The organism is Microbacterium sp. 71-36, assembly GCF_001898305.1.
Classification (GTDB): Bacteria; Actinomycetota; Actinomycetes; order Actinomycetales; family Microbacteriaceae; genus Microbacterium.
Genome location: NZ_MKTP01000004.1, coordinates 422,331 through 444,358 on the forward strand (window position 1 = coordinate 422,331; position 22,028 = coordinate 444,358).

The 22,028-nt window shown below is 72.7% G+C and carries 24 protein-coding genes; 10 read left to right on the forward strand and 14 right to left on the reverse strand.

Translation table 11 applies throughout. The features are described from left to right. Positions 1–62 precede the first annotated feature (62 nt). Both BGO45_RS13470 and BGO45_RS13475 read left to right on the forward strand, forming a co-directional pair. The gene (locus BGO45_RS13470; protein WP_292695039.1) at positions 63–803 is read left to right on the forward strand and encodes a YcnI family protein; all 741 of its coding nucleotides are present in this window, start codon (positions 63–65) and stop codon (positions 801–803) included. A 2-nt stretch (positions 804–805) separates the two neighbouring features. Further along, a complete protein-coding gene (locus tag BGO45_RS13475) occupies positions 806–1,417 on the forward strand; it encodes a copper resistance CopC family protein (RefSeq protein ID WP_292695041.1) in 612 nt (203 codons plus the stop codon). Positions 1,418–1,552: 135 nt separating this feature from the next. Here BGO45_RS13475 and BGO45_RS13480 read toward each other — a convergent pair whose 3' ends face one another. After that, positions 1,553–2,041 carry a DUF1990 domain-containing protein gene (locus BGO45_RS13480; RefSeq protein WP_076492491.1) on the reverse strand — a complete coding sequence of 163 codons (489 nt, stop codon included), beginning with the start codon at positions 2,039–2,041 and terminating at the stop codon, positions 1,553–1,555. Between the two features lie 139 nt (positions 2,042–2,180). Between BGO45_RS13480 and glp the strand changes: the two genes are divergently transcribed. The 3 genes from glp to BGO45_RS13495 are packed head-to-tail and all read left to right on the forward strand — an operon-like array spanning position 2,181 to position 4,248. Then, positions 2,181–3,401 (forward strand): gephyrin-like molybdotransferase Glp, encoded by a 1,221-nt coding sequence (gene glp / locus BGO45_RS13485; RefSeq protein ID WP_292695042.1) that lies wholly within the window; start codon positions 2,181–2,183, stop codon positions 3,399–3,401. Continuing rightward, positions 3,398–3,982 carry an NTP transferase domain-containing protein gene (locus tag BGO45_RS13490; RefSeq protein WP_292695044.1) on the forward strand — a complete coding sequence of 195 codons (585 nt, stop codon included), beginning with the start codon at positions 3,398–3,400 and terminating at the stop codon, positions 3,980–3,982. The genes glp and BGO45_RS13490 overlap by 4 nt, the downstream gene beginning before the upstream one ends. Continuing rightward, positions 3,979–4,248, forward strand: coding sequence for a DUF6457 domain-containing protein (locus BGO45_RS13495; protein WP_292695047.1), 270 nt, complete (start codon positions 3,979–3,981; stop codon positions 4,246–4,248). The genes BGO45_RS13490 and BGO45_RS13495 overlap by 4 nt, the downstream gene beginning before the upstream one ends. A 13-nt stretch (positions 4,249–4,261) precedes the next feature. Here BGO45_RS13495 and BGO45_RS13500 read toward each other — a convergent pair whose 3' ends face one another. The 3 genes from BGO45_RS13500 to BGO45_RS13510 form a co-directional block, all read right to left on the reverse strand. Then, on the reverse strand, positions 4,262–4,657 hold the full coding sequence (locus BGO45_RS13500) for a type II toxin-antitoxin system VapC family toxin (protein WP_292695049.1): 396 nt from the start codon (positions 4,655–4,657) through the stop codon (positions 4,262–4,264). Further along, positions 4,654–4,896, reverse strand: coding sequence for a type II toxin-antitoxin system Phd/YefM family antitoxin (locus BGO45_RS13505; protein WP_076492479.1), 243 nt, complete (start codon positions 4,894–4,896; stop codon positions 4,654–4,656). Before BGO45_RS13505 ends, BGO45_RS13500 begins: the two co-directional genes overlap by 4 nt. 73 nt (positions 4,897–4,969) lie before the next feature. After that, entirely contained in the window at positions 4,970–6,148 is a 1,179-nt protein-coding gene (locus tag BGO45_RS13510; RefSeq protein WP_292695051.1) for a citrate/2-methylcitrate synthase, read from the reverse strand. Between the two features lie 52 nt (positions 6,149–6,200). Between BGO45_RS13510 and BGO45_RS13515 the strand changes: the two genes are divergently transcribed. Next, the gene (locus tag BGO45_RS13515; protein ID WP_292695053.1) at positions 6,201–7,295 is read left to right on the forward strand and encodes a citrate synthase; all 1,095 of its coding nucleotides are present in this window, start codon (positions 6,201–6,203) and stop codon (positions 7,293–7,295) included. Between the two features lie 140 nt (positions 7,296–7,435). On the opposite strand, the gene BGO45_RS13520 is transcribed toward BGO45_RS13515, so the two are convergent. Next, positions 7,436–7,810, reverse strand: coding sequence for a hypothetical protein (locus BGO45_RS13520; RefSeq protein ID WP_292695054.1), 375 nt, complete (start codon positions 7,808–7,810; stop codon positions 7,436–7,438). A gap of 66 nt (positions 7,811–7,876) precedes the next feature. Here BGO45_RS13520 and BGO45_RS13525 point away from each other — a divergent pair, with 66 nt between their 5' ends. Then, entirely contained in the window at positions 7,877–8,623 is a 747-nt protein-coding gene (locus BGO45_RS13525) for a DUF429 domain-containing protein (RefSeq protein ID WP_292695056.1), read from the forward strand. Between the two features lie 35 nt (positions 8,624–8,658). Here BGO45_RS13525 and BGO45_RS13530 read toward each other — a convergent pair whose 3' ends face one another. Next, entirely contained in the window at positions 8,659–9,411 is a 753-nt protein-coding gene (locus BGO45_RS13530; RefSeq protein WP_292695058.1) for an SDR family NAD(P)-dependent oxidoreductase, read from the reverse strand. 306 nt (positions 9,412–9,717) lie between these two features. On the opposite strand from BGO45_RS13530, the gene BGO45_RS13535 reads away from it, so the two are divergent. Continuing rightward, positions 9,718–10,083: a helix-turn-helix transcriptional regulator gene (locus tag BGO45_RS13535; RefSeq protein ID WP_292695059.1), complete on the forward strand. Its 366-nt coding sequence runs from the start codon at positions 9,718–9,720 to the stop codon at positions 10,081–10,083. 18 nt (positions 10,084–10,101) lie between these two features. Next, entirely contained in the window at positions 10,102–11,079 is a 978-nt protein-coding gene (locus BGO45_RS13540; protein WP_292695061.1) for an SRPBCC family protein, read from the forward strand. 63 nt (positions 11,080–11,142) lie between these two features. Here the strand turns inward: BGO45_RS13540 and fdhA are convergent, their stop codons facing one another. The 4 genes from fdhA to BGO45_RS13560 form a co-directional block, all read right to left on the reverse strand. After that, positions 11,143–12,360, reverse strand: coding sequence for a formaldehyde dehydrogenase, glutathione-independent (gene fdhA / locus BGO45_RS13545; RefSeq protein WP_292695062.1), 1,218 nt, complete (start codon positions 12,358–12,360; stop codon positions 11,143–11,145). Between the two features lie 188 nt (positions 12,361–12,548). Then, a complete protein-coding gene (locus BGO45_RS13550; protein WP_292695064.1) occupies positions 12,549–12,986 on the reverse strand; it encodes a hypothetical protein in 438 nt (145 codons plus the stop codon). A 144-nt stretch (positions 12,987–13,130) separates the two neighbouring features. Beyond that, positions 13,131–13,586, reverse strand: coding sequence for a Fe-S cluster assembly sulfur transfer protein SufU (gene sufU, locus BGO45_RS13555; protein WP_292695066.1), 456 nt, complete (start codon positions 13,584–13,586; stop codon positions 13,131–13,133). Continuing rightward, positions 13,583–14,824 (reverse strand): SufS family cysteine desulfurase, encoded by a 1,242-nt coding sequence (locus BGO45_RS13560; RefSeq protein WP_292695068.1) that lies wholly within the window; start codon positions 14,822–14,824, stop codon positions 13,583–13,585. The genes sufU and BGO45_RS13560 overlap by 4 nt, the downstream gene beginning before the upstream one ends. A gap of 277 nt (positions 14,825–15,101) precedes the next feature. Between BGO45_RS13560 and BGO45_RS13565 the strand changes: the two genes are divergently transcribed. Next, a complete protein-coding gene (locus BGO45_RS13565) occupies positions 15,102–15,575 on the forward strand; it encodes a hypothetical protein (protein WP_292695070.1) in 474 nt (157 codons plus the stop codon). A gap of 307 nt (positions 15,576–15,882) precedes the next feature. Here the strand turns inward: BGO45_RS13565 and BGO45_RS13570 are convergent, their stop codons facing one another. From BGO45_RS13570 to kdpB, 4 genes are all read right to left on the reverse strand, one after another. Beyond that, on the reverse strand, positions 15,883–16,554 hold the full coding sequence (locus BGO45_RS13570; RefSeq protein WP_076492438.1) for a response regulator: 672 nt from the start codon (positions 16,552–16,554) through the stop codon (positions 15,883–15,885). Then, positions 16,551–19,094, reverse strand: coding sequence for a DUF4118 domain-containing protein (locus tag BGO45_RS13575; protein WP_292695073.1), 2,544 nt, complete (start codon positions 19,092–19,094; stop codon positions 16,551–16,553). The genes BGO45_RS13570 and BGO45_RS13575 overlap by 4 nt, the downstream gene beginning before the upstream one ends. Positions 19,095–19,291: 197 nt before the next feature. Then, positions 19,292–19,876 (reverse strand): potassium-transporting ATPase subunit KdpC, encoded by a 585-nt coding sequence (gene kdpC / locus BGO45_RS13580; protein ID WP_292695075.1) that lies wholly within the window; start codon positions 19,874–19,876, stop codon positions 19,292–19,294. Positions 19,877–19,887: 11 nt separating this feature from the next. After that, positions 19,888–22,026, reverse strand: a complete 2,139-nt coding sequence (gene kdpB, locus BGO45_RS13585) for a potassium-transporting ATPase subunit KdpB (protein WP_292695077.1) — start codon at positions 22,024–22,026, stop codon at positions 19,888–19,890. Positions 22,027–22,028: the final 2 nt, after the last annotated feature.

The window sequence follows — 22,028 nt, forward strand, 5'->3', positions numbered from 1 at the left end:
CTCTTCACCTCTTCGCGCTTCGGCGTGCGATCACGCCTGCGCACATCCAGAAAGCAGCCTTCATGTCCCGTTCCCTTTCGCGCGCCCTCGTGGGCGCGGCCGCCGGCCTCGCCCTCGCTCTGGGCGTGCCCCTCGCGGCATCCGCACACGTCACCGTCAACCCGAACACCGCCACGCCGGGCAGCTACGCCACGGTCAACTTCCGCGTTCCGACCGAGTCGGAGACGGCCTCGACCGTCAAGGTCGAGGTCGCCCTGCCGACCGACACACCGCTCACGGCGGTCCTCGTGCAGCCCGTTCCCGGCTGGACCGCGACCGTCGAGAAGGGCGCCCTGCCGGCGCCCGTCGAGGTCGACGGCAACACCGTCACCGACGCCCCGCTGAAGATCGTGTGGCAGGCCGACCCCGGCGTGGGCATCGGTCAGGACCAGTTCCAGATGTTCTCGGCCGTCCTCGGACCCGTGCCCGACACTGGTCACGTCGTCCTGCCCGCCGTGCAGACGTACTCCGACGGCGAGGTCGTGAACTGGTCGGCCACGCCCGACGAGGTCGCCGCCGACGACACGCTCGAGCCCGCTCCGGTGCTCTACATCAACGACACCCCGCCGACCACGGGTCACGGGGCGAGCCACGGTACCGCGACCGCCGCGCCCGCTGCCGACGACCACGACATGACCGCGGCGTCGTCCACGGACGGCTCCGCGGGCGCTGCGCTCGGGCTCAGCATCGCCGCGCTCGTGATCGCCGTCGGTGGCGCGGTGCTCGGCGCGCTGGCGTTCGCCCGTCGTTCGAAGAAGGCCTGATCGTGCGCGCGCTCACGGCGCCTCGGCGTCGAGCCGGCGTCCTCGGCCTCATCGTCGCCGCGGCCGCCGTGGGCGCCGCGTTCGGTGCAGCCCCGGCCGCGTCGGCGCACGACAGCCTCGTCTCGACCACGCCGGCGGCGGACACGACGGTCTCGACCGCCGCGGACGTCACGCTCACCTTCAGCGCCAACCTCCTCGGCGCCGACGGCGGGAACGAGGTCATCGTGGTGGGGCCCGACGCCCGGCACTACGAGACCGACTGCACCGCGCTCGCCGGCCCGACGCTCACCACCCCGGTCGAGCTCGGGAGTGCCGGCGAGTATCAGGTGACGTGGCGGGCGGTGTCGTCCGACGGCCACCCCGTCTCGGGCACGTACACGTTCTCGTACGCGCCCGCGGCGGGGGAGCCGGTCGGCACCGGCTCCGACGCGTCCCCCTGTGCGAACGTGGCGTCGCAGCAGGAGGAGGCGGCCCCGGATGCCTCGGCCCCCGCGGCCGCGCCGTCGGGCCTGGTCATCGGCCTGTCGGTCGGCGGCGTCGCGGTCATCGTCGTGGGCGTCGTCGTGGTGCTGCTCGTCCGGCCTCGCCGGAAAGGCGAGTCGGACTCCGAGTGACACGGGCGGGGAGGGGCTGCGGCTCCTCCCCGTTTCCGTCGGGACGTGGCATCCGGTGTGCACGACTCCGGCGCGGGGTGGTCGGTGTCGGTGTGTCGAGTTGTGCGCGGCTCCGCCCGTCCCGGGCGCGGAGGGTCAGCGCGTCGGCGAATCCAGGGTGCAGAGGTAGCGCTGGGTCATGCGGCGCTGGATCGCGCGGTTCACCGGCCACGCGAGGCGCGTGAACCAACGGCCCGGGCGCGAGAACGCCGTGATCCTGAAGGTCACCTCGCCCGAGGGCGCCAGCGTCAGCTCGAAGCGTTCCTCGCCGCTCTCGGGGTGCCCGGGCAGCGATCCGTAGGCGAATCCGGCGTGCTCCTCGTCGCGCTCCGCCCACACGACCAGGCACGGGATGCCGAACGGCCCGAGCCGCATGTCGATGCGGGTCCCCACGCGCAGGGGCGTCTCGGACAGGCGCACGGTCGCGCCCGCCCGCCGTTGCACGTTCCCGCACAGCAGCGCGTCGGCGGCCTGCTCGAACGCGACCCGCCCGCGCCCGATCACGCGTTCCGCGCGGACGTGGTGATACCCCGGCGGCAGCCGCCCCGCCGTCGCCCCGATCTCGGGGTAGGTCAGGTCGCTCATGCCGCACACGGTACTCGCGCTGCGGTCGGGTCGGGGAGGACCGACGCCGCCGTGGCATCCTTGGCCCGTCCCGGACCCCTCGCTCGCGACGGCGACACGACCGGACCGGATGCCGAGACCCGACGCCTACGCTGAGGGGATGCCCCCGTCCGTGATCGCGGTGTCCGCGCACTTGGCCGCGATCCTGTCGGTCGTGGAGCCCTTCGCGCCGGAGGTCCGTCCGCTCGATCGGGCTCGTGGCCGGGTGTTGCGGCATCCCGTGCACGCCGCGGTCGACGTGCCCGGCTTCGACAACTCCGCCATGGACGGCTTCGCCGTGCGGGTCGACGACGTCGCGACCGTCCCCGCGACGCTGCGGGTCGTCGCCGATCTCCCGGCCGGAACATCGCGGGATCCCGCGCTGCGGCCCGGGGAGGCCGCCCGGATCATGACCGGAGCGCCGGTCCCCACGGATGCCACGGCGGTCGTTCCGTTCGAGGACACCCGCGACGGACTCGACGGGTCGCTGTCCGGGACCGACGTGGTCGTCGTCCCCCGCGGGCCCGGGGCGCACATCCGCCGCCGGGGGTCGGACACGCCGGCGGGTGAGCTCGTCGTCCCCGCCGGAGTGCGGCTGAGCGCGGCGCGCATCGCCGCGATCGCGGCATCCGGGGTCGCCTCCGTCGTGGTCGCCCGGGCGCCGAAGGTGGCGGTGATCTCGACGGGGTCCGAACTCGTCGCGCCCGGGGTGCCGCTGCGGCACGGGCAGATCCCCGAGTCGAACAGCTTCCTGCTCGCCGGGCTCGCCGAGGAGGCGGGCGCCGAGGTCGTGCTCCGCGCGAGCGTCGGCGACGAAGGCGACGGGCCGCGCGCGTCGATCGCCGAGGCGGAGCGGCTCGGTGCCGACGTCGTCGTCTTCTCCGGCGGTGTGAGCGCGGGCGCGTACGAGGTCGTGAAGAACAGCCTCGGCGACCTGCTGTCGTTCGTGCAGGTGGCGATGCAGCCCGCCCGGCCACAGGGCTTCGGGCGTACGCCCTCCGGCACGCTGGTGTTCGGCCTGCCCGGTAATCCGGTCAGCGCGGCGGTCTCGTTCGAGGTGTTCGTGCGCCCGGCGCTGCGGGCGCTGGAGGGCGCCCCGGATGACGATCGCACGGTCGTCCGCGTGCCGCTGGCCGAGGGATGGCGCGTGCGAGCCGACCGCCTGCAGTACGTCCCCGTGCGGCTCGACCGGACGGATCCCGCCGCCTGGCGCGCCGTCCCGCCCGCGCCCGGAACCCGCGGCTCCACCCGCGGCCTCGGCGACGCGGACGGCTACGCCGTGATCCCGCCGGGCGAGCGCGACCTCGACCCCGGCGACCTCGTCGAGGTGAGGCTCGCGTGAGTCTCGACGCGATCCTGCTCGCGGGAGGCCGCGCCGCCCGCGTCGGCGGGGCGTCCAAGCCGCTGTTCCGCCTCGCCGGGGAGACGCTCCTCGGGCGTGCGTTCGAGGCCGCGCGCGGCGCGGGGGTGGCGCGGATCGTCGTGGCCGCCCCGATCCTCGACCCCGGGCTCGACGTGACCTGGGTGCGCGAGGAGCCGCCGTTCGGCGGACCCGTCGCCGCGACCGTCGCCGCGCTCGCCGCGGTCGACGCCGACGAGGTGCTGCTTCTCGCGTGCGATCTCGTCGACCCGGCGGCCGCCGTCGACGCGCTGCCGCCGATCCCCGCCGACGCAGACGGGGTGTGCCTCGCCGAAAGCGGCCGGCCCCAGTGGCTCACCGGCCGCTACCGGACTGCGGCGCTGCGGGAGGTGGCATCCACGATTCCGGACGGAGGGCGGGATGCCGCGATGCGGACGCTGCTCGGGGCCTTGAGGGTCGCGTTCGTCGACGCGCCCGCGGCACTGTCGCGTGACATCGACACGTGGGACGATCTGACGGCGGCCGGAGGCTCGGCCGCGAGCAGCCCCGAGGAGGAGCCGTGACCGAGACCCGCACCCTGCCGCCCGAAGCGTTGAACGCGTGGAGTGCGGCGCTGGCCGAACGGTTCGGCCTCGCCGAGGGCGATGTGCCCATCGCGCTCATCCTGGACCTCGCGCGCGACGTCGCGAACGGTGTGGCCCGGCCCGCCGCTCCGCTCAGCGCCTTCGTCGCCGGGCTCGTCGCGGGGCGTGCCGGAGGGACGCCCGCCGACACCGAGGCCGCGGTCGCCGCGGTCGTGGAGCTCGCGAAGGGGTGGAACGCGGGCTGAACGTCCGGCGCTGTCATCCGGCGCCGATCACGTCGACCGCCATTCCGCCCGAAGCAGCCGTCAGGCGCGCATCGTTCGTCCAGAACGCCGTGCATCCTGCGCGCCGGGCGACGGCGAGGTGCAGCGCGTCCGCCGTCCGCAGCCCGCGGTGCCGCGCCCGGAGCCTCGCGGCGTCGAGATAGTCGTCATCGTGGATGCGGAGGAGCTCGAAGCGATCGAGGGCGCTCCACATGTCCGACTGCGACAGCGCATCCCTCTCTCGCATCGGGCCGACGAGGGCCTCGAGCATCACCAGCGGACTCGTCGCGAGCGGCTGGTCCGTGCCCGCGAGGGCGTCGCGGGCACGGTTGCCGACGCTGTCGTCGCGTTCGACGGCGTAGATCACGAGACAGCTGTCGACGTAGATCACGCCCTGTTCTCGGCGATGAGCGCCTCGATCTCGTCGACCGGCCGCGCTCGCTGGGGTGTCAGCGGGTTCTCCTCCAGCCACCGCGCGAACGCGTTCGTCGCCCGCGAAGGCGCGTCGTCGATGCGCACGATCCGGGCGACGGGGGTTCCGCGCCGCGCGATCGTGACTTCGATCCCGGACTCGGCATCGGCGATGAGCTGTGAGAGGCGGTTTCGTGCCTCCAGGACGTTGTACATCATGCGGGCAACCTAGCCAGATTCCTGGCTAGGACGGAGGTTCAGGTGGATGCTTTCACCCGCACCCGCCGGAACTTCACGGCCCGACGTACTCGCCGCGGGGGCGCAATCGCATCGCGGGCTCGGCGTACTCGGCGGCGATGTGCGCGATCCACCCGGCCGTCCGGCCCACGACGAACACGGTGGCGGGGGCGTCCTCGGGCAGCCGCGCCGCCGAGGCGAGGGCGGCCAGCGCGAGGTCGACGTTCGGCGCGAGGCGTGCGCGGTCAGCGACGGCCGTGCGGAGTCGGCGCACGGCATCCATGGTCCCCTCCCCGTCCGGCAGGTCGGTGAGGAGTGGGAACAGGGCGTCCGCGCGATCGTCGACGCCACGGTAGAGCGGGTGACCGAAGCCCGGAATGCCGCTGCCGTCCTGCAGCGCCTCGGCCAGTGCCCGCTCGGGTTCCATGCCCCGGCGCACCCGGGTGAGCAGGCGCGCCGTGCGGGTGGCCGCGGAGATGTGCAGCGGGGAGTCGGCCGCCCCGAGCGCGGCGCTGACGGCGGCGTACGCGTCGGCGCGGGCGGATGCCGCGGCTCGGGCCGCGAACGTCGACACCGCCAGATCGTGGTCGATGAGCAGCACGAGCGCGGCGTTGACGGCCGTGACCACGGCGTCCGTCGGAGCGGGTGTCCAGGCGCCGACGAGCGCGCGGGCGAGATCGGTGCGGGGGTGGCCGCCCAGGGCGACGGGGAGTCCGGTGAGCAGCGTCCAGCCGATGCGGTGGGCGGTCTCCGCGGTCGCATCTCGGCGGAGCGGATCGTCGGCGGCGAACCCCGTCAGCGCCGCGCGCAGACGGTCCATCGCCCCGGCGTGGAGCGGGAGCGCCTGCACCATCGCCCGGGCGCTGCCGATCGCGGTGTCGGGGGCGTCGACGCGCGCGTCGTCCCACAGCCACGCGACGACCTCGGCGAACGGCCGGTCGATCAGGTCGCGCGCACGCCGCCCCCGGTAGAGCAGCTCGTCGTCCTCGATGTCGGCGATGTCGGTGCGGATGACGCCCAGCGGCATCCCGGTCGTCGGATGTGCCGGCGGGGCGGCCGTGCGGCGACGCGCGGCGGCGAACGCCTCGACCTCGAGCGCGTCGAACGTCGACCCGCTCGCGTCGCGGGTGCGCGCGAGCAGTCCCCGCGAGACGTAGGCGTACAGGGTCGCGGGCTTCACGCCGAGGCGCGCGGCGGCTTGGACGGCGGTGAGGCGGGGGAGGGAGGCAGGCACATTGATCCGATCAACGTTGACGGTGTGATCGTCATGTTCGCACACTGAGCCCATGAGCGAGCTGATCGATGTCCCCCGTGGCCTGACCGGGGTCGTCGCGGCCGAAACCGCCATCGGCGACGTCGACGGCGAGGCCGGGATGTACCACTACCGCGGAATCCCCGCGGTCGACCTCGCGCGCGACCGCACGTTCGAAGACGTCTGGCAGCTGCTGGTCGTCGGGGAGCTTCCGGATGCCACCACCCCGGCCTCCTTCCTCGACCGCGTCGCGGCGGCCACCGCGCACCCCGCGGTCGACGGGGTCGTCGAGGCCGTCGTGGCCCGCACCGACGATCCGCTCACCGCGCTGCGCGCGGCGTGGCCGCTGCTGGCATCCGCTCGGGGCACCCGTCCGCTGTACGACCTCGACGAGGACGCGCGCCTCGACGACGCGATCGCCTTCGCGGCGGCCGCACCGCGCGTGATCGCCGCCGTCGCCCGCGGCGAGGATCCCGGGCCGACGGGGCCGGTCGTGTCCGGCTACCTCGCCGCGCTCACCGGCATCCGTCCCGATCCCGCGCACGAACGGGCGCTCACGGCGTACCTCGTCGCCGCGATGGACCACGGCTTCAACGCCTCGACGTTCACCGCGCGGGTCATCGCCTCGACCGGTGCCGACATGGCCGCGTGCCTCACCGGCGCGCTCGGCGCCCTGTCCGGACCGCTGCACGGCGGAGCGCCCGCGCGGGCGCTGGAGAGCCTCGATCGCGCGGGCGACGATCCCGAGGCGTGGATCCGCGGGGAGCTCGCCGCCGGCCGTCGGCTGATGGGTTTCGGTCACGCGGTGTACCGCACGACCGACCCGCGGTCCGCGCTGCTGCGTGAGGTCGCGGAGGGCTTCGGCGGCGCGCGGGTCGCGCAAGCACTGGCGTTCCAGGGCATGGCCGAACGGCTCCTCGCCCAGCACAAGCCGGACCGGCCGCTGCACGCCAACGTGGAGTTCTACGCCGCCGTCGTGATGGAGGAGTGCGGCATCCCGCCCGAGATGTTCACGCCCACCTTCGCCCTGGCCCGCACCGTGGGCTGGACCGCGCACGTGCTCGAGCAGGCCCGCGACCCCAAGATCATCCGGCCGTCCGCGCGGTACGTCGGGCGCCGGCTCGCGTGACACCCCCACGCCCCTGCCGAGCGCCGCGCGGAGCCCGAGTGTCCAAGACACGCCGCATTGACGAGGCGCGATACGGCGTGTCTTGGACACTCGATCGGCGAGGCGCGAGGCGGGAGGCGCGGGCGCGGCCGGCCGCGACGTCAGTTCAGGAAGAGCGCTCCGCCGAGCAGACCGATCGAGATCGACAGCAGGAACGCCGCGACGCCCGAGATGAAGCCGGCGGCGGCCAGTTCACGCGCCATGCGCGCGTTCAGACTCAGGATGCCGAGCACGAACGACACCAGCGCCAGGACCCAGATGCCCAGCTGGATCCAGAGGAACTGGTCGAGTTCGGCCACGGCGCTGACCGACACCAGGAAGATGTGCCAGCCGACCACGATCACGCCCGTGACGATCGCGATGATCGACACGGCGCGCAGGTCGCCGCGGGGTGTGGGAGGGGCGGGAGGCTGTTCGCGCGGCGGCACGTGCACCCCCGGCTCGAGGGAGTCGGGGAGTTCGTCGTCGGCCGGCATGGGTCGATCCTCGCAGGTTCGCGGGGCAGGGGCCACGATGTCGGGCGCCCCGCGTAGCCTGCGGGGATGAGAACGATCGGCGTCGACCTGGCCGCCGGGGTGCCCGGCACCGCCCTCGCCGAGATCGTCTGGTCGGGCGGCGGCGCGCGCCTCGCGCGGCTCGAGGTGGGCGTCGACGACGCCACGATCGTGGCATCCCTCGGCGACGACGGCTGGCTGGGGCTGGACTGTCCGCTCGGCTGGCCCGACGCGTTCGTCGACTTCGTGCGCGCGCACCACGCCGCCGCCGAGCCCGAGCTCGGTCCCGTCGACGGGGGCGCCGACTGGCGCCGCGGCCTGGTCTACCGGCGCACCGACGTCGTGGTGCGCGAACGGATCGGACGCTGGCCGCTGAGCGTCTCGACCGACCGCCTCGGCGTGACGGCGCTGCGCGGCGCGGGACTGCTGCGCCGACTCGCGGTCGGCGGCTTCCCCGTCGACCGTGCGGGGGAGGGGCGCCTGTTCGAGGTGTACCCCGGCGGCGCGCTCCGGATCTGGGGTTTCGACACGGCGAAGTATCGGGTGGATGCCACCCGCCGGGCGGTTCTGCTCGCCGCGCTCCAGCGGCGCGCGCCGTGGTTCGACGTCGGTGCGTTCGCGGCGGTCGCCGTGGCATCCGCCGATGCGTTCGACGCGATGATCGCCGCACTGGCGACCCGGGCGGCGGCCCTCGGTCGCGTTTCCCGGCCGGCGGCGGAGGATCTCGAGATCGCACGCCGCGAGGGCTGGGTGGCGCTTCCCGAGGGTGAGTTCGAGGAGCTCGCGCGGCCCTGACCCCGCGCGAGGGCCGGGCCGCGCGGCATCCCGTGTCAGAGGGCGGTGTAGCCGCCGTCGACGAGGTGGTAGCTGCCGGTGACGAAGCTCGCGGCGTCGCTGGCGAGGAAGGCGATGAGGTGCGCGACCTCGTCGGGCTTGCCGAGGCGGCCGATCGGGTGCTTGCCGACCAGGAACTCCTTGACGTCGTCGCCGACGGCGTCGAGAAGCGGGGTGTCGATGAAGCCGGGGCCGACGGAGTTCACGCGGACGCCCTGCGCCGAGTACTCCAGCGCGGCGGTCTTCGTCATGCCGACGACGGCGTGCTTCGCGGCGACGTACGCCGGCGACGTGGCGAAGCCGACGCTGCCGAGGATCGAGGCGATGTTGACGACCGAACCGCCGCCGTTCGCGAGGATCGAGGGGATCTGCGCCTTCATGTTGCGGAACACCGCGTTCAGGTTGATCGCGATGACCTTGTCCCAGGCCTCGTCGGTGTACTCCGCGGTGGGGGCGGCCGCGCCGCCGATTCCGGCGTTGTTGACGCCGATGCGCAGGGGCGCGAGGGTGTTCGCGAGCTCGACCGACGACGCGATCCAGGCGCTGTCGGTGGCGTCGCCGACCGAGGCCTCGGCCGTGCCGCCGGCCGCGCGGATCTCTTCGACGACCGTGTGCGCGTTGTCGGCGTTGAGGTCGTTCACGACCACGGCGGCGCCGTTGTGAGCCAGGAGGAGCGCGGTCGAACGGCCGATTCCGCTGCCCGCTCCCGTCACGATCGCCGAACGGTTCGCTACGTCGTACTGGGCCATGGGTGGCCTTCTTCCCGGGCGGGCGCGGTGCCGGGAGATCTTCTCGGACGGTCCGTCCTTGTGCTTCGAGCCTACGCCCGTGCGCGGGTGATGGATGCGCGTGAATGGATATTGGGCGGGGTTCAACAATGCCCCTCGCCGCCGCGCGTGTGGCGCAATCTCGGCGATTCGCCCCGGCTCCGTGACATGCGGACGTCGGCGGCTGAGGTTGCGCGAATCGCCGAGGTTGCGCGGGTGGGGCGGTCGTGTCGCGGTGGACCACGCGACCCTTGCCTCCACCCAAAGCCCCTGCTAACGTGCAACCAAATGGTTGAACGAATTATCCCCACCGATGCCGACGTCGACCGCGTGTTCCACGCGCTGGCCGATGCGACGCGACGCGATATCGTCCGGCGCACGCTCGTCGCCGAGCAGTCGGTGTCGGCGCTCGCCGAGGGATACGCGATGTCGTTCGCGGCGGTCTCGAAGCACATCGGCGTGCTCGTCGAGGCCGGGCTCGTCCGCAAGCGCGCCGAGGGGAGGGAGCGTCTCGTGAGCGCCGAACCCGAGGCCATCGCCCGCGTGCAGCGGCTCCTCCGCTCGTACGAAGACCTCTGGCGGGGACGCATCGACCGCCTCGACGCCCTCCTCGCCGAAGACCCGGATGCCACGGCATCCCGCCCGCTGCACTGAGAAACGAAGGAGTCCCTCATGCCCGTCACCTCCGTCGACACCGACGCCGAAGCGCTCACCCTGACCCTGGTCGCCGAGTTCCCGGTCGGACCTGAGCGGCTGTGGGCGGTGTTCAGCGATCCGCGCCAGCTCGAGCGGGTGTGGGGCCCTCCCGGCTGGCCGTCGACCTTCGACGCGTTCGACTTCACGCCCGGCGGGCGGGCGACGTACCGCATGACCTCACCGACCGGCGAGACCGCGAACGGCACGTGGGAGTTCGTCTCGATCGACCCGCCGCGCGGGTACGAGGTCGTCGACTCCTTCGCCGACGAGAACGGCGAGCCGCTCGAGACGATGCCCGCGATGCGCATGGCGTTGACGTTCGAGGCGACGCCAGAGGGCTCCCGACTCACGAGCGTGTCGCGCTTCGCGTCGGCCGAGGCGCTCGAGCAGGTCGTGGCGATGGGTGTCGTCGAGGGCTCGACCCTCGCGATGAACCAGCTCGACGTCGTGCTGCAGGACCTCCGCGCCTACGCGCAGGGCAAGGGCACGCAACTCGAGGTGTTGAGCGATCAGCACGTGCGCATCACTCGGCTCATCGACGGCCCGCGCGACCTGGTGTGGCGCGCCCACACCGACCCCGAACTGATGAAGCGCTGGCTGCTCGGCCCCGACGGGTGGCGCATGACGGTGTGCGAGATCGGCGACACCGTCGGCGCGGCCTACCGCACCGCGTGGGCGCCCGACCCCGGCACCGAGGGCGAGGCGTTCGGCTTCGACGGAGAGGTGCTGTACATCGAGGCACCGCACCGCGTCGTGCAGACGGAGCACATGACCGGCACCGACTTCCCCTCCACGACGAACGACCTCTCGCTCTACGAGGAGGACGGCGTGACGCTCCTGACGCTGCTCATCGAGTACCCGGATGCCGCCACCCGCGACATGGTCCTCGCCGCGGGCATGGTCGACGGCATGGAGACGAGCTACGCCCGGCTCGAGCGCGAGCTCGTGGGCTGAGCGCGCCGTCGAGAAGGAGAACGGGATGCCGCGACCGTTCCGCCGCGGCATCCCGTTCCGCGATCAGGCCGCGATGTACCCGTTCGGGTTCAGCACGTACTTGCGCGGGGCGCCCTTGTCGAAGTCGGCGTAGCCCTGCGGGGCGTCGTCGAGGCTGATGGGCGTGGCGTTCACCGCCTTCGCGATCTGCACCTTGTCGTGGAGGATCGCCATCATCAGCTGCCGGTTGTACTTCATCACGGGGCACTGCCCCGTGGTGAACGACAGCGACTTGGCCCAGCCGAGACCGAGGCGCAGCGACAGCGAACCGACCTTCGCCGCCTCGTCGACGCCGCCTGGGTCGCCGGTCACGTACAGACCCGGGATGCCGAGGGCGCCACCCGCCGCGGTGATGTCGAACAGCGAGTTGAGCACGGTCGCCGGCGCTTCGTGCGACGAGTCGGAGCCGTGCCCGCGTGCCTCGAAGCCGACCGCGTCCACTGCGGCATCCACTTCGGGCGTGCCCAGGATCTGCTCGATCTGGTCGCGGGGGTCGCCCTTCGACACGTCGACGCTCTCGAAGCCCAGCGACCGCACCTGCGCGAGCCGCTCGGCGTTGAGGTCGCCGACGAGCACCGCCGCGGCTCCGAGCAGTTGCGCCCCGACCGCCGCGGCGATGCCGACCGGGCCCGCGCCGGCGATGTAGACGGTCGATCCCGGACGCACGCCCGCGGTGTACGCGCCATGGAACCCGGTGGGGAAGATGTCGGACAGCATCGTCAGGTCCAGGATCTTCTCCAGCGCCTGGTCACGATCGGGGAAGACCAGCAGGTTCCAATCGGCGTACGGCACGAGCACGTACTCGGCCTGCCCGCCGACCCAGCCGCCCATGTCGACGTAGCCGTAGGCGCTTCCGGGGCGGTCGGGGTTCACGTTCAGGCAGATGCCGGTCTTGCCCTCCTTGCAGTTCCGGCAGCGGCCGCAGGCGATGTTGAACGGGACCGATACGATGTCGCCGACCTTGACGAACTCGACGTCGGGTCCGACCTCGATCACCTCGCCGGTGATCTCGTGTCCGAGCACGAGCCCCGCGGGTGCGGTCGTACGACCGCGGACCATGTGCTGGTCCGACCCGCAGATGTTGGTGGAGACGGTGCGCAGGATCGCACCGTGGGGGACCTTTCGGCCGACGTTCGCGGGGTTCACTCCCGGGCCGTCCTTGAGCTCGAACTCCGGGTAAGGGGTGTCGATGACCTCCACCACGCCGGGTTCTTTATAGGCGACTGCCTTGTTGCCGGACATCCTCGTCCTCTCCGGCTGAGCGCTCGCCCAGCCTGGTCGTGTCCTGCGGGCGGGGGCCCGCAGACTCGTCCGGTCGCGGCGTGCAATTTCGCATCACGACACCGTGAGCGGATGCTTCAGCCAAACCCGCGGCCCACGGCGGCGTCAATGCGTGTCACCTGTGAGTGTTCAGTTGAGAAGTGTTCTCGTCAGGCCGACGCCGGAGCCGCCCGCCGCACCAGCTCGCGGATCTTCTGCTCCACCTCGGAGGTGACCTCGACCACGGCGTACGACACCGACCACATCGGGCCGTCGTCGAGCTGCGCGGAGTCGTCGAAGCTCACCGTGCCGTACCGCGTCTTGAACTTCGAGGCCGGCTGGTAGAACACCACGACCTTGCCGTCCTTCGCGTAGGCCGGGAAGCCGTAGTAGGTCTTCGGGGTGAGGTGGGATGCCTCTTCCAGAACGATCACGTGGAGGCGCTCCGCGACCGCGCGGTCGACGCCCTCGAGCTTGTCGATCGCCTCGAGGCAGGCCTCGTTCTCCTTCTCGAGTTTCGCCGCGCCCTTCAGGCCTTTCATGGCCTTGAGCTCCTCGGCACGCTGCTTCATCGCCGCGCGTTCTTCGTCGCTGAATCCTGCCGCCATGGCATCCGTCCTTCCGTCGGTCTGCCCGCAGACTAGCGCCGCGCGCCGCGTGCGCTCAGCGATTCGCGCAACCTCAGCCCGCGGGGTCGGGATGCGGCTGAGTGTGCGCGGATCGCTGAGGTCATGCCGGTGCGGCCGGGCGGCTCAGGCCTGCCGCAGCCCCTCTTCGAGCGCGACCCACGCGAGCATCGCGCACTTCACGCGCGCGGTGTACTTCGAGACGCCGGAGAGCGCGGCGGCATCGCCGAACGTCTCCTCGTCGAGGGGGATCTGCCCGCGCGAGCGCAGGGCCTCGCGGAACTTCGCGATCAGCGCTTCGGCGTCGGAGGTCGGCATCCCGTCGTCTCCGCCGTCTTCCTTCAGGAGGGCGACGAGCATCGACGCGGAGGCCTGCGAGATCGAGCAGCCCGCGCCTTCCCAGCTGACGGATGCCACGCGGTCGCCGTCGACGTCCACCCGCAGCGTGATCTCGTCGCCGCAGATCGGATTGCGCTGATGCACGGTGGCGCTGTGCGCGCCAGGGTCTGCCAGACCGAAACCGCGACGGTTCTTCGAGTGGTCGAGGATCAGGTCCTGGTAGAGGGATTCGAGACCGCTCATGCGCTCACCCCGAAGAAGCCGCGGACGCCGGACACGGCATCCAGGAACGTGTCGACCTCTTCGGCCGTGGTGTGGACCGCAGCGCTCGCGCGCACCGACGCGGTCAGGCCGAACCGGCGGTGCAGCGGCTGCGCGCAGTGGTGTCCCACGCGGACGGCGACGCCGCGGCTGTCGAGGAACTGCCCCACGTCGTGCGCGTGGACCCCCTCGACGTCGAAGGCCTGCAGGGCGACGCGCTCGGCGGCATCCGTGTCTCCGAGGAGACGGATGCCGTCGATCGAACGCAGGCCCTCGCGGAGGCGCTTCTCGAGGGCGGCCTCGTGCGCGTGCGCGGCGTCGCGGTCGAGCACGCCGAACCAGCGCACGGCGGCGGCGAGTCCGATCGCCTGCGACACCGGCTGCGTCCCCGCCTCGAACCGCTGCGGCGGCGGGAGGAACTCGGCCTTCTCCAGTGTCACGGTGGTGATCATCGAACCGCCCGTCGTGAACGGCGGGAGGGAGTCGAGCACCTCGTCGCGGCCCCACAGCCCGCCGATCGCGTAGGGACCGAAGATCTTGTGGCCGGAGAAGACGGCCAGATCGACGCCGGATGCCGGCAGGTCCAGCACGAGGTGGGGCGCCGACTGGCACGCGTCGAGCACGGTCAGCGCGCCGACTCCCTTCGCGAGGGCGACGAGCTCGGCGACCGGGTTCACGATGCCGAGGACGTTCGAGACGTGAGGGAAGGCGACGACCTTCGTACGGGCGCCGATGAGGCTTTCCGCCGCTGCCATGTCGAGCGTGCCGTCGTCGTGCACCGGGATGGGGCGGAGGCGCGCGCCGGTGCGGGCGGCGAGCTCCTGCCAGGGGATGAGGTTCGCGTGGTGCTCGGCCTCGGTGACCACGATCTCGTCGCCCTCGCGGAGGCGCCCCGCGTACCCGAGGGAACCGGCCACGAGGTTGAGCCCCGCGGTCGCGCCCGAGGTCCACACGAGCTGCTCGGGCGTGCCGCCGACGAACTCCGCGACGGCGGCACGGGCATCTTCGAACAGTTCCGTCGCTTCGGCGGCGAGCGTGTGCGCGCCCCGGTGCACCGCGGAGTTCGCGGTCTCGAGGAAGTGACGCTCGGCATCCAGGACCGCGCGGGGCTTCTGGCTCGTCGCGCCGGAGTCGAGGTAGACGAGGGGCCGACCGTCGATCTCGGTACCGAGGATCGGGAAGTCGGCGCGCACGGCGGCCACGTCGAAGGGGAGGGTCACGGTTCTAGGCTACGCGGCGGCGGCGGCGGCGGGTGGGTGGGGGCTGGGGCGTGGGCGGCGGCCCTGGCGTCGGCGGGGGCGCGGGGCGGGGCGAGCCGCGAGACTGCACGCTGCTGCCGAAACCGGCGCAGGCTGCAGTGGAGATGTCGGGCGGATGCAGTCTCGCGATGCCGGGGGCCGGTCCCGCCGCCGCGGCACCGTGAGGAACCGGCCCGGGCCCGCACGGGAAACGTCAGCGGTGCGGAAGCGGCCCTGTGCCCGGCGTAGACCGGATGCCATGACCCTCACCGCTCTCCTCCCCACCCTGCGCGCGAGCATCCCGGCGCCGTTCGACGCGGCCGCGTGGCCCGCAGGTTCCGCCCCGACACTCGACGACGTCACCGTCCGCGCCATGTCCGTCGCCCGGTACGCCGACCTCTGCGGCACGCCGTGCGTGTGCACGGGCCCGGCGGTGATCCCGGCGTCGGGAGGGGTGGCATCCACGGTCCTGTCGACGACCGTCGTGGTGGCGACCGTCGTGGATGCCGGGCCCGGAACGCTCCGGCTCGATGCTTGTGCCGCGAGGCTCGACGCGGTGTGGCGGGAGGCGCGCCTGCTCGGGCGGGTGTCGCACGCGTACGACGAACGGTTTGCCGTCGTCGATGCGGCGGGGCGTCCGGTCGGGAGCGTCACGCTCCCGGGCGACCTGCGCATCGGGGACCGCGTCGCGTTCCCGTGCCCCGGATGCCACACGGTCGGCGAGGTCCGCTGATGCTCCTCCACTCGATCGTGTACGCCTGCCGCTGCGCCCGCGTGCAGGCGGAGTTCGAGGCCGCGGAGGCGGAGGATCCCGACCCGTGCGTCGTCTCCGACCGTTGACTTCGGGCTTGTGTACGCCGGGATCGTGGTTTTGCGTGCGTTTGTGCCAAGTCAGCGGGGAGCGGCCGCGGCGGGGGGCCCCGCGTGCCGCGTGTGGTCGCTGACTTCGGGCTTGTGTACGTCGGGCCCTTGGTCTTGCGCGCGTTTGTGCCAAGTCAGCGGGGGAGGGGGAGGGACCGCCGCCGCGGACCGCCCCGCGGCTACAGCACCAGCCGGTACCCCATGCCCTGCTCGGTCAGCAGGTGCGCGGGCGCGGAGGGCTCGGCCTCGAGCTTCTTCCGCAGTTGCGACATGTACAGGCGGAGGTACCCGCTGTCGGCGACCTGCTCGCTGGCCCAGATCTCCTTCAGCAGCGTCTGCCGCGTCACCAGCGAGCCGGGGTTGCGGGCGAGGAACTCCAGCATCCGCCACTCCGTCGGGGTGAGGTGCACGCGGGTGCCGGCGCGGGTGACGGCCTTCGCGGCGAGGTCGACCTCGACGTCGGCGAATCGCACCACCGACTCACCGCTCGACGGCACCGACCGCCGCGCGTGCACGCGCAGCCGCGCGAGCAGCTCGTCGATCTGGAACGGCTTGGTGACGTAGTCGTCGGCGCCGGCATCCAGGGCTTCGACCTTGTCCGCGGAACCTGTGCGTCCCGACACCACGATGATCGGTGCGGTCGTCCACCCGCGCAGCGCCTGGATCACCTGAACGCCGTCGAGGTGCGGCATGCCGAGGTCGAGCAGCACGATGTCGGGGTGCGCCTGGGCGGCGAGCGTGATCGCCGCCGCCCCGTCGGCCGCGGCGACGACGTCGTATCCGTGCGCGGCGAGGGTGATCCGCAGCGCCCGCACGAGCTGCGGGTCGTCGTCGGCGATGAGGACCTTCATCGGGTCTCCGTTCGGGGGAGGGATGCCGGGGACTCGGGGCCGCGCGCGGGTGCGGGCGCATCCGCCACCGGCAGCGCGATCACCATCGTCAGTCCACCGCCCGGGGTGTCCTCGGGGGTGAGGGTTCCGCCCATGCCCTCGGCGAACCCGCGCGACAGCGCCAGGCCCAGGCCGAGGCCGACCGTGTTGTCGGTGTCGCCGAGGCGCTGGAACGGCGCGAACATGTCGCCCCGACGCTCGGGGGCGACCCCGGGGCCGTGATCGATGACGCGGATCTCGGCGACACCGCCGAGCCGGCTCGTCGCGACGCGCGCGCGCCCTCCGGACGGCGTGAACCGGACGGCGTTGCTCAGCACGTTCACGAGCACCCGCTGCAGCAGCACCGGGTCGGCGCGCAGCGACGGCAGGTCGGGGTCGAGTGCGAGCTCGACGTCGTCGGGACCCAGGTCGAGCTCGTCGAGCGCGGCGAGCACGACGCCGGCCGAATCCACCGGCGCCAGCGACACCGCGAGCACTCCGGCCTGCACGCGACTGACGTCCAGCAGGTCGGTGACGAGCACCGACAGCGTGGCCAGGCTCTCGTCCGCCGTCTCCAACAGCTCGCGGCGATCGTCGGCGGAGAGGTGGTCGCCGGCGGCGCGCAGGCCCCCGAGGGCGGCGACGGCGGCGGCGAGCGGCCGGCGCAGGTCGTGGCTCACCGCCGAGAGCAGGGCGCTGCGCACCTGGTCGGTCGCGGCGAGCACACCCGCCTCGGCCGCGGTCTCGGCCAGATCGGTGCGTTCGAGGGCGGCGGCGAGCTGCGCGACGATGACGTCGAGGAGGCGCCGCTCGGTGGCATCCAGGTCTCTGCCGTGCAGTTCGAGGCGGGCGCGGCCGTCGCCCACGGGCACGTCGAGGAGCCGGCCGTCACGTACCGGCTCTCCGTCGGTGGCGAGGACGGACCCGTCGGATGCCACGAGCCGCACCCCCGCGAGTCCGAACGCCTCGCGGGCGCGGGCGATCAACGCCGGCACCGCGCTCTCGCCGCGCAGGACGCTGCCGGCGACCGTGGCGAGCAGCTCGGATTCGGCGGCGGCCCGACGCGCGGCGCGGGCGCGGCGGGCGGCCTGGTCGACGACGACGCTGACGAGCATCGCGATCACGACGTACAGCACCAGTGCGATCGCGTGGATCGGGTCGCTGATCGTGATCGTGTACACCGGCGCGATGAAGAGGAAGTCCAGGGTCAGTCCCGACAGCACCGCGGCGAACACGGCGGGCCAGATGCCGCCGATCAGGGCCACGACGACCACGAGAAGCTGGTACGCGAGGACGTCGGTGGTGATCGATTCGTCGGTGCCGGTGGCGATCAGCAACCACGACAGCAGCGGGCCGCCCGCGAGGGCCGTGACGAAACCGAGGAGGCGCCGCTTCGCGCTCAGCGCCGGACCGGTGAGCCGCGGCAGCGCGAACCGTCCGCCGGCGCGGGCGTGGTTGACGATGTGCACGTCGATGTCGCCGGAGAGGCGGATGACGGTCGCGCCGATGCCGGGGCCGGTGAGGGCGGCGCCGAGGCGCCCCCGGCGGCTGACGCCGATGACCAGTTGCGACGCGTTCACCGAGCGGGCGAAGTCGACGAGGGCGGCGGCGACGTCGTCGCCCACGACCTGGTGATAGGTGCCGCCGAGCGACTCGACGAGCGCGCGCTGCACGGCGAGGGCGCCGGGTTCTTCGGCCCGCAGTCCGTCCTGCGTCGACACGTGCACGGCGAGCAGCTCACCGCCGGCCGAGCGTGCGGCGATCCGGGCGCCCCGGCGCAGCAGCGTCTCGCCCTCGGCGCCACCGGTGAGCGCGACGACGACGCGCTCGCGCGCCTGCCACGACCCCTCGATGCCCTGCTCGACGCGGTAGCGCTGCAGCGCCGAGTCGACCTCGTCGGCGAGCCACAGCAGCGCGAGCTCGCGGAGCGCGGTGAGGTTGCCGAGGCGGAAGTAGTTCGAGAGGGCCGCGTCGATCCGCTCGGCGGGATACACGAACCCGGATGCCAGCCGGTCGCGCAGCGACTGCGGAGCGAGGTCGACGACCTCGATCTGGTCGGCGGCGCGGACCACGGCATCCGGGACCGTCTCGCGCTGCACCACGCCGGTGATCTTCTCGACGACGTCGCCGAGGGAGGCGATGTGCTGCACGTTGACCGTCGTGATGACGTCGATGCCGGCGTCGAGCAGCGCCTCGACGTCCTGCCAGCGCTTCTCGTGCGTCGACCCGGGGGCGTTGGTGTGCGCGAGCTCGTCGACCAGCGCGAGTTGCGGTCGGCGCGCGAGCACGGCATCCAGGTCCATCTCATCGAGAGCGACGCCCCGGTGCGCCACGTCGCGGCGCGGCACGACCTCGAGTCCCTCGGCCTGCGCGGCGGTGGCGACGCGGCCGTGCGTCTCGACGATCGCGATGACGACGTCGCGGCCCTCTTCGCGGAGACGGCGCCCCTCCTCGAGCATCTCGTATGTCTTGCCGACGCCCGGCGCGGCCCCGAGCAGTACGCGCAAGTGTCCGCGCTTCACGTGGGGCTCCCGTGCCGGCGTGTGTTCACTGTCCAAGACACGCCGTTGCGGCGGCGCGCAATCGGCGTGTTGTGGACACTCGACGCGCGTGCGACGCCGTCGGGCCCCACCGCGGCCGCGGACGCGCCGCACCGCCGCCGCCCGCGAGGGGCGACGGCGGCGGGAGGACGCGTGCGCATGTCAGCGATTCTCGCGCGTCATCGGGCGTCCAGCGCGCGATTGAGCTCGAGCACGTTCACGCGCGGGTCGCCGAGGAAGCCCAGGTCGCGCGGCAGCGTGTGCTCCGCCACGAGCGCCTCCACCTCGGACACCGGGATGCCACGGGCCTCGGCGATCCGCGCGGCCTGGCGTTCCGCGTTCGCGACGGAGATGTCGGGGTCGAGGCCGGAACCCGAGGTGGTGACCGCATCGGCGGGGATCGCCCCCGCGCCGTTCAGCGCCTCGAATACCTCACGGTTCGACGAGATCGACGCGATGAGGTCGGCGTTCTCGGGGCCGAGGTTCGATCCGGTCGAGGCGGCGGCATCCCAGGAGGCGGCGGACGGACGCGATTGGAAGTACTGCGGCAGCGCCTGGCCGTCGGCATCCTGGAACGACTGCGCGATCAGCGACGAACCGACCACGGTGCCGTCGGCGGAGCGGACGAGCGAACCGTTCGCCTGGGACGGGAGGGCGAGCTGGCCGATCCCGGTGATCAGCAGCATGTAGCCGACGCCGAGGAGCACGGTGAAGACGAGCATCGCGCGGACGGCGACGCCGGCGGTACGCAGGGTGGTGCGCATGACGGGGCCTTTCAGAATCCCGGGAGCAGGCTCACGACGAGGTCGATGAGCTTGATGCCGATGAAGGGGACGAGGATGCCGCCGAGCCCGTACACGAGCAGGTTGCGGCTGAGAATGCTCGAGGCGCTCGCCGCGCGGTACTTCACTCCGCGCAGGGCGAGGGGGATGAGCACGACGATGACGATCGCGTTGAAGATGATCGCGCTGAGCACCGCGGACGCCGGCGACGACAGCTGCATGACGTTCAGCACCGCGAGCCCGGGGAAGACGCCCATGAACATCGCCGGGATGATCGCGAAGTACTTCGCGATGTCGTTCGCGAGCGAGAACGTCGTCAGCGCACCGCGGGTGATGAGCAGCTGCTTGCCGATGCGCACGATGTCGATGAGCTTCGTCGGGTCGGAATCGAGGTCGACCATGTTGCCGGCCTCCTTCGCGGCCGAGGTGCCCGTGTTCATCGCGACGCCGACATCGGCCTGCGCGAGCGCGGGGGCGTCGTTCGTGCCGTCGCCGGTCATGGCGACGAGGTTGCCGCCCTCCTGTTCGCGGCGGATGAGGGCGAGCTTGTCCTCGGGCGTGGCCTCGGCGAGGTAGTCGTCGACGCCGGCCTCGGCCGCGATCGCCTTGGCCGTGAGCGGGTTGTCGCCCGTGATCATCACGGTGCGGATGCCCATGGCCCGCAGCTCCCCGAACCGCTCGCGCAGGCCATCCTTGACGACGTCCTTGAGGTGGATGACACCGAGCACGCGTCCCTCGCCCGCGGGCGTGAGGGTTGCGACGACCAGGGGCGTGCCGCCGGACTGGGCGATGGCATCCGTCTCCTCCTGCAGCTGCGCACGCAGCGTCTCGGGAACGGGCGATCCGGATGCCGCGAGCCAGGCCAGCACGGCTGACGCGGCGCCCTTGCGCACCTGCGTGCCGTCGGTGAGGTCGAGGCCGCTCATGCGGGTCTGGGCCGTGAAGGGGACGGGTTCCGCGCCGCGGGGCATCTCGGCGACGATCCCCTGCGCGGCGGCGAGTTCGACGACCGAGACGCCCTCGGGCGTCGGGTCGGCCTGCGACGACAGTGACGCGTACTCCGCGAGGAGCGGACCGCCGACGCCGTCCAGCGGGACGAACGCCGACGCGCGGCGGTTGCCGTAGGTGATGGTTCCGGTCTTGTCGAGCAGCAGCGTCGTGACGTCACCCGCGGCCTCGACCGCGCGACCCGACATCGCCAGGACGTTGCGCTGCACGAGCCGGTCCATGCCGGCGATGCCGATGGCGCTCAGCAGCGCCCCGATCGTCGTGGGGATCAGGCACACCAGCAGCGCGACGAGCACGGGGATCGACACCGGGGATGCCGCGTACGAGGCGATCGGGTTCAGCACGAGCACCACGACGACGAACACGATCGACAGGCTCGCCAGCAGGATGTTCAGCGCGATCTCGTTCGGCGTCCGCTGCCGCGAGGCGCCCTCGACGAGTGCGATCATCCGGTCGACGAACGTCTCGCCGGGCTTCGACGTGATCGTGACGACGATGCGGTCGCTGAGCACCCGTGTGCCGCCGGTGACGGCGCTGCGGTCGCCGCCCGACTCGCGGACGACCGGCGCCGACTCGCCCGTGATCGCGGATTCGTCCACGGTCGCGATGCCCGCGACGATGTCGCCGTCGCCGGGGATCAGCTCCCCGGTCTCGACGAGCACGACGTCGCCGACCCTCAGGTCGCCCGAGGGCACGTCCTCGGTGGCGGCACCGGATGCCAGGGGGTCGGCGGCGGAGTACGCGACGACGCGGCGCGCGGTCGTGGTCGTCCGCGTCTTGCGGAGCGTCGCCGCCTGCGCCTTGCCGCGACCCTCGGCCACCGACTCGGCGATGTTCGCGAAGAACACCGTGAGCCACAGCCAGATCGCGATGCCCCACGTGAAGCCGAAGGGGAGCGCGGCGTCTCCGCCGCCGAGGAACGGCTCGGTGAGCGCGATGAGGGTGGTCAGGGCCGCCCCCACCCACACGAGGAACATCACGGGGTTGCGCCACTGCGACGCGGGGTTGAGCTTCTTCGCCGCTCCCGGGAGCGCGGCGACGATCTGCGCGGCGCTGAACGCGCGGTGCGGAGCGGCCGGGGTCGGGGCCTCGGCGGGTGCCGGGGCGTGGGTGAGCGTGGACATGG

Excerpts from the sequence above, each read along its gene's own strand:
- BGO45_RS13570 (WP_076492438.1), bottom strand. The coding sequence starts at position 16,554 with ATGAAGGTCCTCATCGCCGACGACGACCCGCAGCTCGTGCGGGCGCTG.
- BGO45_RS13470 (WP_292695039.1), top strand. The coding sequence starts at position 63 with ATGTCCCGTTCCCTTTCGCGCGCCCTCGTGGGCGCGGCCGCCGGCCTC.
- sufU (WP_292695066.1), bottom strand. The coding sequence starts at position 13,586 with ATGAGCGGTCTCGAATCCCTCTACCAGGACCTGATCCTCGACCACTCG.
- BGO45_RS13505 (WP_076492479.1), bottom strand. The coding sequence starts at position 4,896 with ATGATGTACAACGTCCTGGAGGCACGAAACCGCCTCTCACAGCTCATC.
- kdpB (WP_292695077.1), bottom strand. The coding sequence starts at position 22,026 with ATGTCCACGCTCACCCACGCCCCGGCACCCGCCGAGGCCCCGACCCCG.
- fdhA (WP_292695062.1), bottom strand. The coding sequence starts at position 12,360 with ATGTCCGGCAACAAGGCAGTCGCCTATAAAGAACCCGGCGTGGTGGAG.
- kdpC (WP_292695075.1), bottom strand. The coding sequence starts at position 19,876 with ATGCGCACCACCCTGCGTACCGCCGGCGTCGCCGTCCGCGCGATGCTC.
- BGO45_RS13525 (WP_292695056.1), top strand. The coding sequence starts at position 7,877 with ATGAGAACGATCGGCGTCGACCTGGCCGCCGGGGTGCCCGGCACCGCC.
- BGO45_RS13550 (WP_292695064.1), bottom strand. The coding sequence starts at position 12,986 with ATGGCGGCAGGATTCAGCGACGAAGAACGCGCGGCGATGAAGCAGCGT.
- glp (WP_292695042.1), top strand. The coding sequence starts at position 2,181 with ATGCCCCCGTCCGTGATCGCGGTGTCCGCGCACTTGGCCGCGATCCTG.
- BGO45_RS13520 (WP_292695054.1), bottom strand. The coding sequence starts at position 7,810 with ATGCCGGCCGACGACGAACTCCCCGACTCCCTCGAGCCGGGGGTGCAC.
- BGO45_RS13530 (WP_292695058.1), bottom strand. The coding sequence starts at position 9,411 with ATGGCCCAGTACGACGTAGCGAACCGTTCGGCGATCGTGACGGGAGCG.
- BGO45_RS13540 (WP_292695061.1), top strand. The coding sequence starts at position 10,102 with ATGCCCGTCACCTCCGTCGACACCGACGCCGAAGCGCTCACCCTGACC.
- BGO45_RS13535 (WP_292695059.1), top strand. The coding sequence starts at position 9,718 with ATGGTTGAACGAATTATCCCCACCGATGCCGACGTCGACCGCGTGTTC.
- BGO45_RS13480 (WP_076492491.1), bottom strand. The coding sequence starts at position 2,041 with ATGAGCGACCTGACCTACCCCGAGATCGGGGCGACGGCGGGGCGGCTG.
- BGO45_RS13565 (WP_292695070.1), top strand. The coding sequence starts at position 15,102 with ATGACCCTCACCGCTCTCCTCCCCACCCTGCGCGCGAGCATCCCGGCG.
- BGO45_RS13515 (WP_292695053.1), top strand. The coding sequence starts at position 6,201 with ATGAGCGAGCTGATCGATGTCCCCCGTGGCCTGACCGGGGTCGTCGCG.